This window comes from Lysinibacillus sp. NPDC094403 (genome assembly GCF_050278745.1).
GTDB lineage: Bacteria > Bacillota > Bacilli > Bacillales_A > Planococcaceae > Lysinibacillus.
In genome coordinates this window covers 69,147-85,196 of the sequence record NZ_JBNNTL010000002.1, presented here as the reverse complement: position 1 = coordinate 85,196, position 16,050 = coordinate 69,147, and the positions used below count along the sequence as shown (strand labels likewise).

At 35.2% G+C, this 16,050-nt stretch carries 12 protein-coding genes and 1 pseudogene; 6 read left to right on the top strand and 7 right to left on the bottom strand.

Features of this window, described 5'->3' with window-relative positions; genetic code table 11:
- Positions 1–888: 888 nt before the first annotated feature.
- Positions 889–1,788 carry a LysR family transcriptional regulator gene (locus ACQKMV_RS04600; RefSeq protein ID WP_427502576.1) on the bottom strand — a complete coding sequence of 300 codons (900 nt, stop codon included), beginning with the start codon at positions 1,786–1,788 and terminating at the stop codon, positions 889–891.
- Positions 1,789–2,026: 238 nt separating this feature from the next.
- Between ACQKMV_RS04600 and ACQKMV_RS04595 the strand changes: the two genes are divergently transcribed.
- On the top strand, positions 2,027–3,346 hold the full coding sequence (locus ACQKMV_RS04595; RefSeq protein WP_427502575.1) for an aspartate aminotransferase family protein: 1,320 nt from the start codon (positions 2,027–2,029) through the stop codon (positions 3,344–3,346).
- Positions 3,343–4,746: a sodium:solute symporter gene (locus tag ACQKMV_RS04590; protein WP_427502574.1), complete on the top strand. Its 1,404-nt coding sequence runs from the start codon at positions 3,343–3,345 to the stop codon at positions 4,744–4,746. The genes ACQKMV_RS04595 and ACQKMV_RS04590 overlap by 4 nt, the downstream gene beginning before the upstream one ends.
- A gap of 127 nt (positions 4,747–4,873) precedes the next feature.
- On the opposite strand, the gene ACQKMV_RS04585 is transcribed toward ACQKMV_RS04590, so the two are convergent.
- A complete protein-coding gene (locus tag ACQKMV_RS04585; RefSeq protein WP_427502573.1) occupies positions 4,874–5,719 on the bottom strand; it encodes an MBL fold metallo-hydrolase in 846 nt (281 codons plus the stop codon).
- A gap of 552 nt (positions 5,720–6,271) precedes the next feature.
- On the opposite strand from ACQKMV_RS04585, the gene ACQKMV_RS04580 reads away from it, so the two are divergent.
- Positions 6,272–7,051 carry a DUF1266 domain-containing protein gene (locus ACQKMV_RS04580; RefSeq protein WP_427502572.1) on the top strand — a complete coding sequence of 260 codons (780 nt, stop codon included), beginning with the start codon at positions 6,272–6,274 and terminating at the stop codon, positions 7,049–7,051.
- 96 nt (positions 7,052–7,147) lie between these two features.
- Here ACQKMV_RS04580 and ACQKMV_RS04575 read toward each other — a convergent pair whose 3' ends face one another.
- Positions 7,148–7,906, bottom strand: coding sequence for a class I SAM-dependent DNA methyltransferase (locus tag ACQKMV_RS04575; RefSeq protein WP_427502571.1), 759 nt, complete (start codon positions 7,904–7,906; stop codon positions 7,148–7,150).
- Positions 7,907–8,451: 545 nt separating this feature from the next.
- Here ACQKMV_RS04575 and ACQKMV_RS04570 point away from each other — a divergent pair.
- The 3 genes from ACQKMV_RS04570 (at position 8,452) to ACQKMV_RS04560 (ending at position 10,514) form a co-directional block, all read left to right on the top strand.
- Entirely contained in the window at positions 8,452–9,315 is an 864-nt protein-coding gene (locus ACQKMV_RS04570; protein ID WP_427502570.1) for an AraC family transcriptional regulator, read from the top strand.
- Positions 9,316–9,348: 33 nt separating this feature from the next.
- The gene (locus tag ACQKMV_RS04565; RefSeq protein ID WP_427502569.1) at positions 9,349–9,921 is read left to right on the top strand and encodes a GNAT family N-acetyltransferase; all 573 of its coding nucleotides are present in this window, start codon (positions 9,349–9,351) and stop codon (positions 9,919–9,921) included.
- A 209-nt stretch (positions 9,922–10,130) separates the two neighbouring features.
- Positions 10,131–10,514: a DUF2809 domain-containing protein gene (locus ACQKMV_RS04560; protein WP_427503089.1), complete on the top strand. Its 384-nt coding sequence runs from the start codon at positions 10,131–10,133 to the stop codon at positions 10,512–10,514.
- 211 nt (positions 10,515–10,725) lie between these two features.
- On the opposite strand, the pseudogene ACQKMV_RS04555 reads toward ACQKMV_RS04560, so the two are convergent.
- The 4 genes and pseudogenes from ACQKMV_RS04555 to ACQKMV_RS04540 form a co-directional block, all read right to left on the bottom strand.
- Positions 10,726–11,704, bottom strand: a pseudogene (locus tag ACQKMV_RS04555) (NAD(P)-dependent alcohol dehydrogenase).
- Positions 11,705–12,136: 432 nt separating this feature from the next.
- Positions 12,137–14,341, bottom strand: a complete 2,205-nt coding sequence (locus tag ACQKMV_RS04550; protein ID WP_427502567.1) for a M56 family metallopeptidase — start codon at positions 14,339–14,341, stop codon at positions 12,137–12,139.
- Positions 14,342–14,350: 9 nt separating this feature from the next.
- A complete protein-coding gene (locus tag ACQKMV_RS04545; RefSeq protein ID WP_427502566.1) occupies positions 14,351–14,743 on the bottom strand; it encodes a BlaI/MecI/CopY family transcriptional regulator in 393 nt (130 codons plus the stop codon).
- Between the two features lie 629 nt (positions 14,744–15,372).
- On the bottom strand, positions 15,373–15,894 hold the full coding sequence (locus tag ACQKMV_RS04540) for a GNAT family N-acetyltransferase (RefSeq protein ID WP_427502565.1): 522 nt from the start codon (positions 15,892–15,894) through the stop codon (positions 15,373–15,375).
- Positions 15,895–16,050: the final 156 nt, after the last annotated feature.

The following is a 16,050-nucleotide window of genomic DNA, read 5'->3' as shown; positions in this document are numbered from 1 at the left end:
ATAAATTTACGACCTTTATATTTTATCATATTAAGCTACTTCCCTTTTACATTTTTATCAAATTATATCATTCCCTTCTTCAACTAAACCGTTAGTTCAATTAAGAAAAAAAGAGCTGCATTATGCAACTCAATGATCTTCAAGTAAAGCACCCCGTTACTTGAAGTACTGTACTTCACAATCTACTTTGTTAAGCTAACCGAAAAAGGCGATACCTTTAAAGAATTGCACTCATTTAGACTAGTAAAATATATTCTTGATTAAACGAATCATCATTCTTGGTATAAACATTAAGATGTTCCACACTATTTCAAATAAGATTGAATCTCGAATTTCAATAAGTATGTCTCTAAAAATGCCGTCCCGACCATTCTTTTTCTCTGTCTCTTTCCTGATTTTCATCCTCTATCTCCTAATAACTCAGTATTTACCATTTTACCCCTGCTAATATTTTAGCATTTTGTAATTTAATGAGTAGTCTTGTTTCATTAACCTGCCCCGTTAGCCATCCATGAAGTGCAAAAATCAGCACTTCACCACAGAAAATGAAAGATGATTAAGTTCTTTCATGGGAGTTTAAGTACATTTCTTCACAATCTCCACAGTGATATCACCATAATTTCCAATAAAAAAACCTCACCTCTAAAAATTATAGCGGTGAGATGTTTTTAATCAAACTTTATTACAAATTATCAATCTTTATTATAAATGATCAAACTTTTTTATTAAGCTACACTTTGTGCTTTCGCTACAAAAATAATTGTAGCTGACGCTTCGCTTTAGCTACTGAAAAGAATTGCTGAAAGAAGTAATATATATCCATCACAGAAAGTAAGAAATGGGGAATGCACACATGCATTCCCCATTTTCTAATTATCTTTTTTGCGTTTAGCTTAATGTTTCACTAAGATTATTGCTTACTGGCCAGGCGTTTTGTAAAAATTCATTAAACTTTAGTATATTTGGTTCATCTGAGCGAACTTTTAAATTAATGGCTGATGTAATGATAGATTCTGAAACATGTTGGAGGATGGTGATCGAACCGTCCTGTATTTCATTTGCAATAGCATTTTGACCTAAAATCGCATAGCCTGTTCCGTTCAACACGGCACGCTTTATCATCTCATCGCTTCCACCAATCATAATAGTGGACTGCGGTTGAAATTCGGCTTTTTTGAAGTATTGTTCTATGATATTACTGAAACTACAATGATAGTCATAGGAAATAAAGGTATCTTCTCTTAGAATTTCATGAAAACTTCTTTCTTTGCTAATTCGAGAAGAAGCAACTAAGAAAGCCCTTTCCTCTTCTAAAAAAGTTTTACTAATATCGATAGCATTACACTCATTCGCAATAATAGCTATATCCGCAACGTGGTCTCTCACACTTTTAATAGCATGTACACTATTTAGTGGTAGAAGACTTATTTTCACACTCGGGTATATTTCCAAATAAGCTTTGACAATCGGTGAAAGATGTTGAGTACAATAATAATCCGAGGCAGCAATAGTTAGAATGCCAGATGGTCCATGTAGTTCTTCCATGTCTTTTTCTATCTTATCTATAAAAATAAATAAGCTATCGACATGGTCTTTTAGCTTTCTTCCAGCAGCTGTTAGAAGAGTCTTTTTACCAACTCTTGATAATAGAGTGTGATTCAATTCTTTTTCTAAAGACTGTATTTGTAACGTAATCGTGGGCTGTGTATAACCTAATCTTTTGGCAGCCTTTGTGATGTTTAATTCCTCTGCGACCACTTGAAAGGTTTTTAAATTCCTTAGTTCCATCTAATCACCATCTACTTTCCCCTTATTCCCACATAAATAATAAATCTGTATTTCCATTATAAAGTAATTATTACCCGTCTTCCATTTAAGAAATTATGAGTGTTATGCAAGGTCGATTTAGATATTTGTTCTTTCTATCCTGCTTTATCAACTATTAAAATTTCTTATGGTAGGCATTTGACGTTTTTTCTGAATTAAGAGAAAATTCTTTCAACACCAATGAAATGGGGATGAATTTATGATTGATTTGAAAAACATTAATGAAGAAGGCTTATTAGCGCCTACAATGGCGAAGGATTTTCCAAATCTGCAGGTAGTAAAATCTGAGGGCTTATTTTATATAGGAGTCGATGGTAGAAAGTATTTAGACTTTACTTCTGGTATTGCTACAGAAAATACAGGTCACAGACATCCAAAGGTAATTAAAGCGATTAAAGATCAAGTTGATCATTTAGTTCATGGTCCTATCGGTATTATTAATTACGATTCAATTATTCTATTAGCTAAAAAATTGAGAAAGATTTTACCAGAGCCATTAGATTGTTTTTTCTTTGGAAATAGCGGAGCAGAAGCAATTGAAGGTGCAGTAAAATTAGCAAGACATGTAACAAGGAGACCTTACGTTGTTTCTTTCCTTGGAGGATTCCATGGAAGAACGATGGGCGCCTTAAGTCTTACTACATCGAAAAGTAAATACAGAAGGAATTTACCGGTTGGAGCAAACATGACCTATCAAATACCTTATGCTCAATTAACGGAAACACCTGAGGGTTTAAACCATGATGAATATTGGTCAGAACATGTTGAAAAAGATTTTGAACGTTTATTTAATCATCAAGTGTCTCCAGATGAAGTGGCAGCTGTTATTTTAGAACCTGTTCTCGGAGAAGGTGGTTATGTTATCCCTCCAACAGCATGGTTACAAAAAATAAGAGAAATCTGTGATCAAAACGGAATTTTATTAATATTTGATGAAGTTCAGACTGGTTTTGGTCGAACTGGTGGCTGGTTTGCGGCAAATAGATTTGGTGTGACACCAGATATTATGGCAATTGCAAAGGGAATTGCCAGTGGCTTGCCCCTTAGCGCAACAGTAGCTTCACGAGAGTTAATGGAACAATGGACAATTGGCAGTCATAGTACTACATTTGGCGGAAATCCTGTCGCATGTGCAGCCGCATGCGCTACGATAGACGTTTTAGAAGATGAAGGTTTAGTGGAAAATGCTAGAATATTAGGTGACTATGCATTAAATAAATTAATACACTTAAAAGAAAAACATCCCACGATTGGCAATGTTCGTGGTATTGGCTTGATGCTAGGAATTGAAATTATTCATCCTGAAACTGGTGAACCAAATGGTAAGGGTCTACTAAACATCCTTGAGAAGTGTCTGCATAAAGGAGTTATTTACTATTTAAGCGGTAATAAGGGCGAGGTAATTCGCATGATGCCTCCATTAAATATAGATAAGGAACATTTAGACTTGGGAATATCCTTACTTGACGAAGCAATTACAGAATACGAATTAGAATTAAGTTCGGGGGTGTATAAATGAATATACTGGATACTTTTGTTCTTCTTCTCTATTTCGGTGTATTGATTATTGTAGGAATAATCGGAATCAAAAAAGCGAAATCTGAAAAAGATTTTGTCCTCGCAGGAAGTCGTTTAGGGTATTACAGCCATGTCGGTTGTTTAGCCGCAGTTATTATAGGTGGTGCGGCTACCATGGGTTCAACGACATTAGGCTATAATTTCGGAGTTTCTGGACTTTGGTTTGTTTCAATGATGGGCTTTGGTATAGCTGCCTTGGGGCTTTTCGTCGTTAATAAAATTAGCGGTTATGAAGTATTTACGATTAGTCAGTTACTGGGAAAGCGCTTTGGAGAAGGAACTCAGCTTATTAGTGCGATTGTCACAGCCATCTATACTCTTATGGTTGTGGTAACACAAGTAATTGGTATGGGAAATGTTATTCATGTGTTACTAGGCTGGTCCCTTATTCCTTCTATGATAATTGGCGGAGGGATCGTGCTCTTTTATACAATCTTAGGAGGAATGTGGAGCATTACCCTAACTGATATCATACAGTTTATAGTAATGACGATCGGTGTATTTTTTATTATGTTCCCGTTTAGCGTAAACAGCGTCGGAGGTTTAACAGCCCTATTTAGTAGTGTACCAGAAACGCATCTTAGCCTTACAAATATCGGCTGGGATCGTATCTTCCAATACTTTTTATTGTACTTCTTTGGTTTAATGGTTTCTCAAGACATCTGGCAACGTGTATTTACAGCGAGAAACCAAAAAGTAGCGAAAAGCAGTGCTATATCAGCCGGTCTATATAGTGTTTTATATGGTTTAGTACTAAGTATTGTAGGTATGTGCGCTCTTGTGCTACTTCCAAATCTAGGGGACTCTCAATCAGCGTTTACTAGTCTTGCATTAGAAATTCTCCCACCAGGCTTGTTGGGGCTTGTTCTTGCTAGTGTTTGTTCTGCACTTATGTCAAATGCTTCAGGTGCTATCTTTGCCTCTGCGACCCTAATTACTAACGATATAATAAAGGTATATGTAAAAAAAGATATGACGGATAAAGATGTCATCAAAACATCTCGAATTGTCATACTTTGCTTAGGTGTGTTAGCAATCATTTTCTCAGTATGGATTCAAAACATACTAGTGGCATTAGACATGGCCTATGCAATTTTATCAGGTGCTATCTTCGTACCTCTCATTATCGGTCTTTATTGGAATCGTGTAACAAGTAAAGCTGCTTTCTATTCTATTATTGCTAGTTCACTAGTTATCTTTATTTCATTTATTATTTTTGGAATTACTTCTACTCTACCAATCATTTATGGTTTAATTACTGGACTCGTTGTTATTGTAGGTTTCACCCTTATTATTCCCGAAAATAACATGGAGGTGAACAAGGAAAATACGACAATTTAATCAGTAATTTAGTATAAGCTGCACTCCAATTGTTAGACACAACAAACAATTGGAGATGCAGTTTTTATCTTATCTAGAACGAATAACTTTATTTTGTTTCTTCGTCCTACAGAGACCTTCTAATATGTTAATTCAGGAATTTGCTATGATTAGGTATAGCAATCTGCTCAAATTCAGTCGCTAACTTATGCAAATTTCTAGTAAGCTCCTCCCCTTTCATTGGTAATCCATGTCCTGTAATAGCAACTGAAGGTTTTAGTGCCTCTAATTTTTTTACGGAATCCCAAGCAGCCTGCCAATCCGTTGTGAAATATCGTGGCGGTCCACTAATCTCCTTCTTTTGTAGCACCACTTTGTAGAGAGACTCTTGTTGAACCGTACCAAATGCATCTCCAACAATTAACGCTCGATCCTCTTCGCGAAATAAAGATATATGCCCTAGCGTATGACCTGGAGTATGAATCCAACGAAAACCTTGCATAAATGGAACACTGCCATCTGACGGGAGCGCTTCAATGTTGTTTCCTAAGTTAATAGCTTCATTCGGAAAAATGGATGACATTTTGGCTATTAAGCCACCATTTACAACAGGATCAGGTTCAGGATAATTTTTTTCCCCAGTCAAATAAGGTAATTCTAAAGGATGGGCATAAACTGGCATACCCCAGTGTTCAATAAGATCAATTATCGCCCCAACATGATCAAAGTGACCGTTAGTCAAAATTAATGCTTTAGGTCGACTATTTGGTCCAAATCTCTTCTCTGCTACTGAAATAATATTATGTGCACTTTTTGGCATACCAGCATCCACTAATACAAATTCACCTTTATGAGGTTCACCGTAAAGCACAATATTTACAATTTGAATCGTATGTTGGTATAAATCAGCTAATACTTCAATACCATCTCCACTCCAAATAGATGTTGCTGGAATATATTTAAAATCACTTCCATAGTTCATATCTTTATTCATGGAAAACCCTTCTTCCTTCATTAAATTATAGTCAATCATATTTTTCCTTTATACAGTAAAAATAAAGCAGGAAAAAAGTGGATTATTATTCAAAACTAACGATTTTTTTAGCTAAAATCTAGCAGTTATAGTTTATTTCAATGGATTTACTTTCTAATGCAATTCCTTCTTCACTCGATAGTGATGTAATAATCTCCCCTGTTCGCTAGCTATATGTTTAACTATTAGCATCTTTTGAATTCTCTTTTAAACAGAACAGATTTATCAGCATTAATCAAAATTATATCCCTTTTCAAGTAAGGATTTTAGAAACGCCTAAGATCAACTCCCGCTTTATGTCCCCTTTCTTTAGTTCCTTTCAATCACTCGTACCAAAGCCTATACGCCTACAAATGTCATCTTCACTTACGTTATCAAGTAATAAAATAGTCGTATTGTCTATTATTACCTATAAATGTATAATTTTACTGTCCTTTGTTCAAAGTGAATGATTCTGATTTAAACTGCGCGAAATAAAAACATGGAGAGGAACGTGATAGTTTGGAGACCTTTATGTACATTGTAGGAATTATTGTAGCGATTGTGTTTTTACTTATTGTAGGTTTAATTACAGCTAGCAAGCGAATTAAGAAGAATGATAAAAAAATGCGAGTAGACATGGAGATGGCTAACCCTTTACCGAAGGAGAAACAGCATTTGCTTGCCTACGGTGCCAATCTCGCTCTTTATCGGTCTGAGTCGCCTCGGATCCTATCAGTAAAAGTAGATCATGAAACTTTGAAGGAAGGTCTTTCTTCATACTGGGACGTTAGTAATCCAGAAGAGGCTGTAGAAACCCTAGAATGGCTACTTACGGAAGGACATCGTACGAGGTATGATCAGCTTTTTATGGCGTTGAAAGCAGGCCAGTCTTTTACAGAGGAGGAAGTGGGAAAATCGCAGGTATGCTATGAATCAGCACAAGAAGCGATGATGAAAAAGCTTTCCTTTGCGAAATCCGATTTTGACAAGGTGGACACTATTGCTGCCTGGGATTTTGACCGAGCTGTAAATATTGCAAGATGGAGCTACATACTAGGTTATATTACAGAGGATCAGGCATGGGGCTATATTGCAAGAGCAGCAGATGCAGGTAGCCATTTCTTCCAATCTTGGAAGGACTATTTTATTTCATTTGCATTTGGTCGAGCTATTGCTTATGAGGGTGACATTTACGACATCATTTGGGATGGAAAAGAATTGCTGAATGAAAAGGACTCGATCTGGAATGAATTTAGCATTCAGCGATTAACTGCACACGAAGTCGATAACTTAACATTGGATAAGGTATGAGCGAGTGTGCTGCTTGGAGCAAAAAAATGAATTATGATTAAAACAAAACCTGCTAGATTTTTAGCGACTTTCTTAGCTAAAATCTAGCAGGTTTATTTATTTACGCACAGCTTCAAATGTAATTAGTGAATGTTCTTTTGAAGGCTTCTTATTATAAACATATTCAGCGGAGCAAGTAATATCCGAAAAACCTAAGCTTGTTAATAGGAGCTGGAATTCTTCTATTCCGTACCACCTTAATGGGAATCTTTGTAATTCTGTGTCTATTAATTTCCCATTTCTCCATTTTTCATATTTTAAAACGGTTAGCGTATATTGATCGGCCCAGTTCATTTCAACGGCTTTTCTTTCTAATGAAATTCCTTCCTCTTGCGAAATTTCATAGTAGGATGAAGTAATCTCCCCTGTTTGCCAGTCTGTAGGTAAAAGCAAGTCTACAATTAGGCGGCCTCCAGGTATTAAATGATTATACAAACATTTTAATGCATCCATCGCCTCTTTTGAATTCTCGATTAAACAGAACGAACCTGTCGGCATAACAATCACTTCATATTTTGAGTCTAATGAAAAGCTGGTCAAGTTACCTTCATATAAATTTGGCGTGAACTCTCTATCTTTACAGCGTTGTCGGCATATATCTAACATTTCAGGTGAGTAGTCGATTCCCTCAACATCATATCCTTTTTCAAGTAAAGGAATTAAGAAGCGTCCAGAGCCTACTCCCGCTTCAAGTACTTTTCCCTTTGTTCCTTTTAAGCGTTCAAGATAATATTCAATATCTCCACCAATAGAATATCCTACTGGTTTTGTCAAATCATAAAGTTCTGTACATAAAGGTCCGTAATTACTATACATGTCAATTCCTCCGATTTCGTGCAGAAGAATCTATTATACTTACTTCTTCCACACCTTATATTTGTTTGTTGGAAAAATAGAGCTGACTTTCATCTTAAATCACTCACTTTCTGTATATTATAGTAAAATTATACATAACAAAGGAATGTAGTTCAATATATTTATATTTTAATAATCACCACAGTGTGTGATTGATTTCCCTTCCGACTAGTCGCTTTCCTCGAGGTGTCGGGGCAACGCGAAAGCGAAGCGTTAGCATCAGGATGTTGGTCACGAAGGCGTTATCATAGGACGTGATGGTTTTAGCCTTCGTTCCTTTATTGCTGTTGCTCAAGGTGTCGCCAAGTCTTAACTCCGATCAACTTTACATAAGGCATTCGTTTTATCATTCCAAACTTTAGATGCCTAGAATGATTTATTATAGACCTCCTTCTAAAAAGACATTGGTTTCCAATCATTTCTACAATATAATGTACGAATTAGCACAAATTATCAAAAAACATTATAGTTTATCTTTACTATTATCAATTGAGAGGGGCTATGGTATGGATTATTATGAAAGGATTCAAAACTCAATTGAATATATTGAAGAGCATTTACAGAATGAATTATTAATTACAAAAGTATCATCAGCATCTTATTTTTCAGCTTTTCATTTCCAAAGGCTTTTTCAAGCAATTACTGGATTTTCAGTTCAACAATATATTAGAAATCGAAGGCTAACTGAAGCTGCCCTATTATTAGAAACAACATCAAAAAACATATTAGAAATCGCAATTAGTTTTCAATACGGTTCTCAAGAGGCATTTACACGTGCTTTTGCAAACTATTTCGGGGTAACTCCTTCGAAATACCGGAAAGTTAAAAATACCACTCCCCTTCAAACAAAAATAAACTTTTTGGATTATAAAATTAAGGGGGAATTAACAATGAACAAGCCTGAAATTGTTTACCTCAAAAAAAAGCTTATTACAGGATATGTATACAAAACTACGTTACAAGACGAAAAGTATTTTATAGATATTCCTGAATTTTATTTTAATTTCGGTAAAAATCAGTACTATGAGCGTATTTCTAACAAAACAGCACCGAATATGGCTTACGGAGTCTCTACTCAATTTCAAGATGATGGACGATTTTCCTTTATTGTTGGCGAAGAAGTAGAGAAATATGATATTTCTATAAATGACAACTTCGTCAATACTCAGATTCCCGAAGGAAAATATGCGGAATTTAAAATTGATGGCTCTGCAGAATCCGTTCAAAATACTCGACGTTATATTTACGGGGTTTGGTTACCAAATTCAAATTACGAGAGAAATAACGGCCCTGACTTTGAGATTACAGACGTAGTAAATTCTATATTTCCAAATACAATGAAAATGAAAATTTATATTCCGATCAAATAAAGAAAACTTAATAAAAAATAAGGAGAGAATGCTATGAATATTGAAAAAGTGTTTGCAGAATTCCCAATCTTAAGCTCCCAAAATATTGTGTTAAAAAAAATTGAAGATGCACATTTACAGGAAGTATTTGCTATCTATGATAATGAAAAAGTCCTTGAATATTGTGGGATAATCCCGAAACATAATATCCAAACAGTGAGTAAAATGATTGGTCATTTCCACAGGGATTATCAGAAGAAAAGCAGAGTTAAATGGGGCATTTTTCAAAAGTCTCAAAGCGATAAATTAGTAGGCATTATAGAAGCAATGGATTTTAATCAAAAAGTGAATATGGTTACGATTGGTTACTTTTTAGCAGAAGACGATTGGGGTAAGGGCCTTGCGACGGATGCGGTTAAAATACTTGTCAAATTTTTATTTGAGGAAGTAAATATAAATCGCATACAGGCTGAGGTTATGCCATTAAATAAAGCATCTAAAAAGGTGCTCCTGAAAAATGATTTTTTAAAAGAAGGACTTTTAAGACAAGCTACTTTATGGTCTGGTAAAGGTATAGTGGATTTAGAAATATATGGACTTTTGCAAGAAGAGTACTACGATAAATAATTGAGTTATCTTCATAAAGGTTGTATGTTTTATAGTTAGTTTCACCTTTTCTTGTATTTATACAAATTGACCAATTCAAATGTCTATAAAGACAAATTCTTACTGACACCATTTATGACATAATGAAAATTAATGAATGATATCAACATACCGAAAGAGTGATTCTATTGACTAATGAGCATAAACCTAGCAACTTGCAATACCGTAACATGCGAATAGCTTATTTGATAACTATTGTAATCACCATTTTATTAGGCCTAGCTTCTAGAAAATGGAGTATCCTACTTCCGTCATTTGTTGCGCAGAACGCTGGGGACATGCTATGGGCTATGATGGTCTATTTCGGATTTCGTTTGTTGCTAGTGCGTAAGAGCACCCTCACAGCCATTTGGCTCAGTTTTTTGTTTAGCTTCGGCATCGAATTTAGCCAGTTATATCAGGAAGATTGGATTAATCAGATCCGCGGGACAACGCTCGGTGCTTTGATACTTGGGAAAGGTTTTCTTGTAGAGGATTTGGTTCGATACACAATAGGGATAATAGTCGCTACTGTTTTAGATGCCGTGGCACTTAGGTTCATTCTTCGAAGTTAAATTTTAGAATTAAAAAGTAACTAATCTTTTTTAGCATTATCGGTATACAATTTTTACAAAATGTGTGATTATTTATAGTGGTCCTTATTCAACAAAAGCCACTGTTTTTAGTTGAATTACACTTCTTCATATTATTTGTACCGGTATGATGATATACACTACAAGCCCATGATATTTGATTGCCTAGGGCGTTCAATCATTAGTTTTTCATTTATTTGTTTTCTTCCACATTAATGACGACATTTCCTTTCTTGTGCCCTTTCTCCACATACCGATGAGCTTCCACAATCTCTTCAAATGCGTAGGACCTATCAATTACCACTTTTAACTTTCCCTTTTCAACAAGTTCCTTAAGGAAGTTTAATGCTTCGGGAGTTTCAGGGGCATTTTTACTCAAAAGCAGTTTCTTCCTACTTGTCAATTTAGTCCATAGCATTCGAATATCGGGTAACACTTCAGTGATATTTATATAGGTACCGCTCTTTCTTAAGGACTTCATACAAGCAGAGAACGAACTTTTGTTTACTGCTTCAAAAATCACATCATAAGTTTCTCCTGTACTTGAAAAATCTTCTACAGTGTAATCAATTACCTTGTCGGCTCCTAGAGATTTTACCATTTCTAAATTTGAGGTACTGCATACCCCTGTAACATTTGCTCCTAGGAACTTTGCAATTTGTACTGCATAACTTCCTACACTTCCTGAAGCACCATAAACAAGGACCTTTTGTCCGCTTTGAATGTTCGCTCTTCTAAGAAAAAACAAGGCTGTACGTGCCCCAATTGGAATGGCCGCAGCTTCCTCAAAAGTTATATTGTTGGGTTTAAGAGATACCGGGCCATCTTCTGGCAGACACTTAAATTCTGCATAAGCACCAAAACCCATCAGAGATGCCGCGAAAACCTGATCACCTACCTTAAATTTTTTTACCTTTGTCCCTACTGCTTCAACTTCTCCAGCTAACTCCATCCCTAAAATCTCTTTTTTGGGTTGTTTGAAACCGAGTGTGATTCGGGCAGGCAACCAAAAAGCAGGAGGAACTGTAAAACTTCGTGACCGAATATCTGCTACTGCACAGTCGTCGCTTTTATTTTTATCAAAATTTCATTTTTCTTGGGAACAGGTTTTTCAACTTCTTTCAGTTGAAGAACATCGGGGGACCGTATTTTGTGTATACAATTGCTTTCAAATAAACTCCTCCGATTCGTATAATTTTTAATATCATATGAACTATACGAATAAAAAGAACATTACGTTTCACTATTCCAAAAACTGCACTTATTGCACCAACCTGCTTCGTATTTTAAGAAGAAAAAGATGGGATCTCTGTGGAATCCCATCTTGAAGTAAGGCATCTCTTTAGTTCAATAAATAGTGTCCTAGCTGTTGCTTTGAGATAAAATTTGAGCAAAAATACTTCGCAAACTCTTATTTTGCGATAAATAAGAAGAATCCCTTTTGAAAAAAGTTTGATCAAAAGGGATTCTTCTTTAGCAGTTTTAAGTTAGGTTATTATAAAAAAGTTTGATTATTTTCTACCTGTGTTGCTCCACAATCGCGCCCGATTGCAGAAGATTGAAGAATTTAAAAAAATTGATTGTTTTGTATCGTATGCCAATAATTATTCAGCAATTTTAAGACTATCTATTTTATATCCCTGTGCAAAGGCTTGGAAAGTAAATTGAGATTTTTGAGGTGAAGCTTTAGCCAATAGTAATGTCCCTTCCTCACCATTGACTTCTATAGTATCAACTAAGTATCCCTTTTTCGCATGGATATACCATGTATCATTCTGATGTAAAATAGTCGTTTCGTTTGGCTTCTTCTTAGCTTCCTCCCATTGTTCCTTTAATTCTTCAGGAATGTATTCATCGATATTTCCTGTAATTATTTTTGGGCCATTCCACAGTTCTTCTTTTTTATAGTCATTCAAATTCGGCGTAAATCTCTTTGTATCAATTGGAACATTCACTTCAAGGCTTGTAGGATGCAGATAATCAACGAGCTCTCCTTTAGCATCATAAGTTTCATATTTCACTAATATTCCTGTATCTTTATCCACCCAAAATCGGAATGACCTGGCGTCCCTATGGTTTATATTCCCTTTTATTACAAGCGTGTTATGACCGAGTAATTCTTCATTTTGATTCTCTATTTCCCATTTACTTAAATCTCTTGTATAGTTAGAGGCAATCTCATAAGGAAATAAGGTTGCATTTGCCAAGCCAAATGGGGATCTTTCTCTATAAATGGTTAAGGGATTTCCATCAGGGGCAGTTGAAAATGCTTGTTCTAATGTTAGTGTAATTCCTTTTTTTAAGTTCTCTTCCATTCCCATTACTTGTGATTCTATATAGGTTTTTGCTGAATCATTAAGGGACCACACTGTTCCATCTTTATAAAATTCTTGAGAAGAAATTTCACCTGTATTAAATGTTATTTTACCATATCCTCCTGGTTCCTCTTTTAAACTAATAGCATATTTAACTACCTCATAACCAGGACTAAAATCGTAATGAATTTTATATTCACCTCTTGCGGTTTCAAAATAATCTACCGTGTTAATCATTTTAGTTAGAATCTCTTCTTCAGTCATTTCATCATAATTTTCTTTATGTTTTGGCGGTGTATATACAGTTGTCTCCGTTTTTGTTTCTATTTTTGCTTTCCCATCTGTGTTCGCTTTTATTTGCTTTTCACTCGACCCATCTGCATTAGCATTCAGTAAAGAAACTGATGCAACAGCAACCACCGCCAAGATACCAAGTGCTGACCAGCGATACGATTTCTTTTTGAATTTTTTAATCATAAGGATTCTCCTCTTTAATATTCTTTTATTTTTACTTAAATTGGCTAAACTGGGCACCGGATAATAATTCCTATAGTGTTCTAAAAGACTGATAATGGTATATCCATATGGTACCTTTTCCTCTTCCTCCATAAAGCTGAGAGCGTACGCATCACATGCAAGTTCCTGATCCTCTCGCATACAAATATAAGCAACCCAAATAATCGGGTTAAACCAATTTAAGATTAGTAAAAAATGCATAAGCCAATTAATACCGACGTCTCTTCGTTTTATGTGAGCTAATTCATGATGGAAAATATGTCGTAGTTGCTGTTCATTGAGAAGATTGATTTGATCACTTGAGAGTAATATTCTTGGTTGAAGGAATCCAAGCACTGTTGGACTTGGGATTTTTCCAGCTAAAAGCAAAGGGACATTCTGCTGAATAGACATTGATTTCTTACAGTTTTCAAAAATGGTGATAATCTTTTCATCTGTTATAACAGGTTGTTGTTTTATATAGTGCTGTAATCGTCTATTCGCAAGATAAGTTGTGAAACCTAATAGAATTACACCTGTTAACCAAATGTATAAGGCAATGCTTTGAATGGAAAGTGGCTTTTCCTCTTGTTTGCCATTACTATTCATTGTCTCTTTCTTGCTATCCACTATCGTTGGTGAGGTAGGAGTATCAAAGCGTTCGTCATCTGTAACGACCTTTAGATTAGACAAATTGTTTGTTTCATGCAGCTGCTCTTTTTCTGAGGAGCTAATGGATTGGTTTTGTTCAGAAGTAATTGATTCATAGCCATTTAATAGAATGGAATAAACACTAAAGGAACTTCCTGGTGACCAGGGAAGTATAAGTCTCACTATTAAAATCATCCATAGTAGATAGTGCCATCTTGGAGTTAAACGGTTTCTCAGTAATACCTTGACACATAAGATGACTCCCACTAATATGCTTGCCATAATAGACGTTTCTATCACCCAGTCAAAAAGGTGAGGCAGGTAGGTGTAGAAAACAATATCAATCATTTTTCCTTATCACTTCCTCCGATTCTCTTCAGCCTTCTCATCGAGAATACGTTTGAGTTCATTAATGTCTTCTGAAGATAACTTTTCTTCCTTCAAAAAATTTACAAGTAAAGGTTTAAAGGCTGCGCCATAGAATCGTTTCAGCAAAGACTTTGTTTCTACTTGCAAATAACTTTCCTGCGACACCAAAGGATAATATGTATACAAACGTCCTTTTTCCTGATGATAAGAAACTGCTTCCTTTTGGACTAATCTGTTAATAAGTGTTCGAATGGTTTTTGGTTTCCAGTCCGTTGTTGACCCCAGCCTTTCAATGATTTCATTCGCTGTTTGAGGCGATTCCACCCACAAGACTTTCATAACTTCCAATTCAGCCTCAGATATTTTAGGTAATTCCCTCATCTTATGGAATTACACCTCCTTTAATATTACGAATGTAATCTATGATTAAATATTACATTTGTAATCCTATAGTGTCAACCATATATCTTTTCTAAACTTTAATAAAAATATCTAGGTGTTGTTCAAAAACTTGAACTGGTCCAATTCAACAAGGACACCTTCTCGAATACAAGAATGGCGCCCGATTATTGTATAGCCCCTGTAATTGAAGTATAGGAACGATAAAAAAAATGCTGGTATACAGCTTCTCTATATACAGGTTTTTATTCAGATAACACACTCTGAAAAATCTCGAAAAGTCCTATCGTAGCTATGTTTATATAGCTTTGCATAAAAAGCTGTATAAACAATAATCCTCGTAAAAAGGCACGAACGTTGATTTAACAACATTCGTGCCTTTTTGATGTGTTTCCAAACTTTCATTTGGGAACGTTATTCGGTTTATTTATGTATACGTTATAAATCTTTAATAAACTAAAGTATTTTTGAATTTAATAAAATAATAACGTTTCTTAAACAATCGTGCCTGATTGCGGTATAAATATTATATTTTTGCTAGAACAGAGCTAACAAAATCAGTGTTTATTATAGGTCAAGCCGTGATAGCTTACATCTCTTTCTAAGAGGTCCTAATATACTACGGCTTCTGTTATTTTCACATCTAGATTTCTAACCGCCAGCATCGAATTATCCTGAACGATTCCTGTTTCTGAAAAACCAAATGAAGCGTATAATGTTTTAGCTGTGAGATTACTTGTGTGATAAAAGAGTGCTACATATTCTGCTTCGCCATAAGGCATCGCTTCAATATCCATCAACATTTTTTCAAAGGCAAGCTTGCCATACCGTTTCCCTTGATAACGCTTGTCAATCATAATATGATTGACAAAATAGCCCATCTTCCTGTAAAAATCTTCATTTTCAAATGATTCATGATCCAATATATCATAAGAATACATCAAAAACCCTACCACAACTCCATCAGCATAAATGGCGAAGGGGATAGCTGGTTCGCCGTTTTCGTTCAACACATAAGCGTCTGCAATGCATCTGAGGTTAGTAGTTAGTATAAAATCTTTCTGGTTTTCTTCAACATCAAGCGCTATTACTTCATCTATGTTATCCCCGTCTATTTTTCGTAATTCAATCATCTTTTTATCTCCTCTCCTAAGACAAACTACTTCCACACCTAGTCTAAAACATTATAACTATAATTTCCATAATTATAAAAACAAGGTATATAAATATTCACTCATACTAACTCTTTTTCCCTTATGATTTCTAACCTTTGTTTCGTAAAATGACTC

Bases quoted from the DNA above. Each gene is read 5' to 3' on its own strand.
- ACQKMV_RS04540 (WP_427502565.1), bottom strand. From the start codon at position 15,894: ATGATTGAATTACGAAAAATAGACGGGGATAACATAGATGAAGTAATA.
- ACQKMV_RS04600 (WP_427502576.1), bottom strand. From the start codon at position 1,788: ATGGAACTAAGGAATTTAAAAACCTTTCAAGTGGTCGCAGAGGAATTA.
- ACQKMV_RS04565 (WP_427502569.1), top strand. From the start codon at position 9,349: ATGAATATTGAAAAAGTGTTTGCAGAATTCCCAATCTTAAGCTCCCAA.
- ACQKMV_RS04575 (WP_427502571.1), bottom strand. From the start codon at position 7,906: ATGTATAGTAATTACGGACCTTTATGTACAGAACTTTATGATTTGACA.
- ACQKMV_RS04560 (WP_427503089.1), top strand. From the start codon at position 10,131: ATGCGAATAGCTTATTTGATAACTATTGTAATCACCATTTTATTAGGC.
- ACQKMV_RS04585 (WP_427502573.1), bottom strand. From the start codon at position 5,719: ATGAATAAAGATATGAACTATGGAAGTGATTTTAAATATATTCCAGCA.
- ACQKMV_RS04580 (WP_427502572.1), top strand. From the start codon at position 6,272: ATGTACATTGTAGGAATTATTGTAGCGATTGTGTTTTTACTTATTGTA.
- ACQKMV_RS04595 (WP_427502575.1), top strand. From the start codon at position 2,027: ATGATTGATTTGAAAAACATTAATGAAGAAGGCTTATTAGCGCCTACA.
- ACQKMV_RS04590 (WP_427502574.1), top strand. From the start codon at position 3,343: ATGAATATACTGGATACTTTTGTTCTTCTTCTCTATTTCGGTGTATTG.
- ACQKMV_RS04570 (WP_427502570.1), top strand. From the start codon at position 8,452: ATGGATTATTATGAAAGGATTCAAAACTCAATTGAATATATTGAAGAG.
- ACQKMV_RS04545 (WP_427502566.1), bottom strand. From the start codon at position 14,743: ATGAGGGAATTACCTAAAATATCTGAGGCTGAATTGGAAGTTATGAAA.
- ACQKMV_RS04550 (WP_427502567.1), bottom strand. From the start codon at position 14,341: ATGATTGATATTGTTTTCTACACCTACCTGCCTCACCTTTTTGACTGG.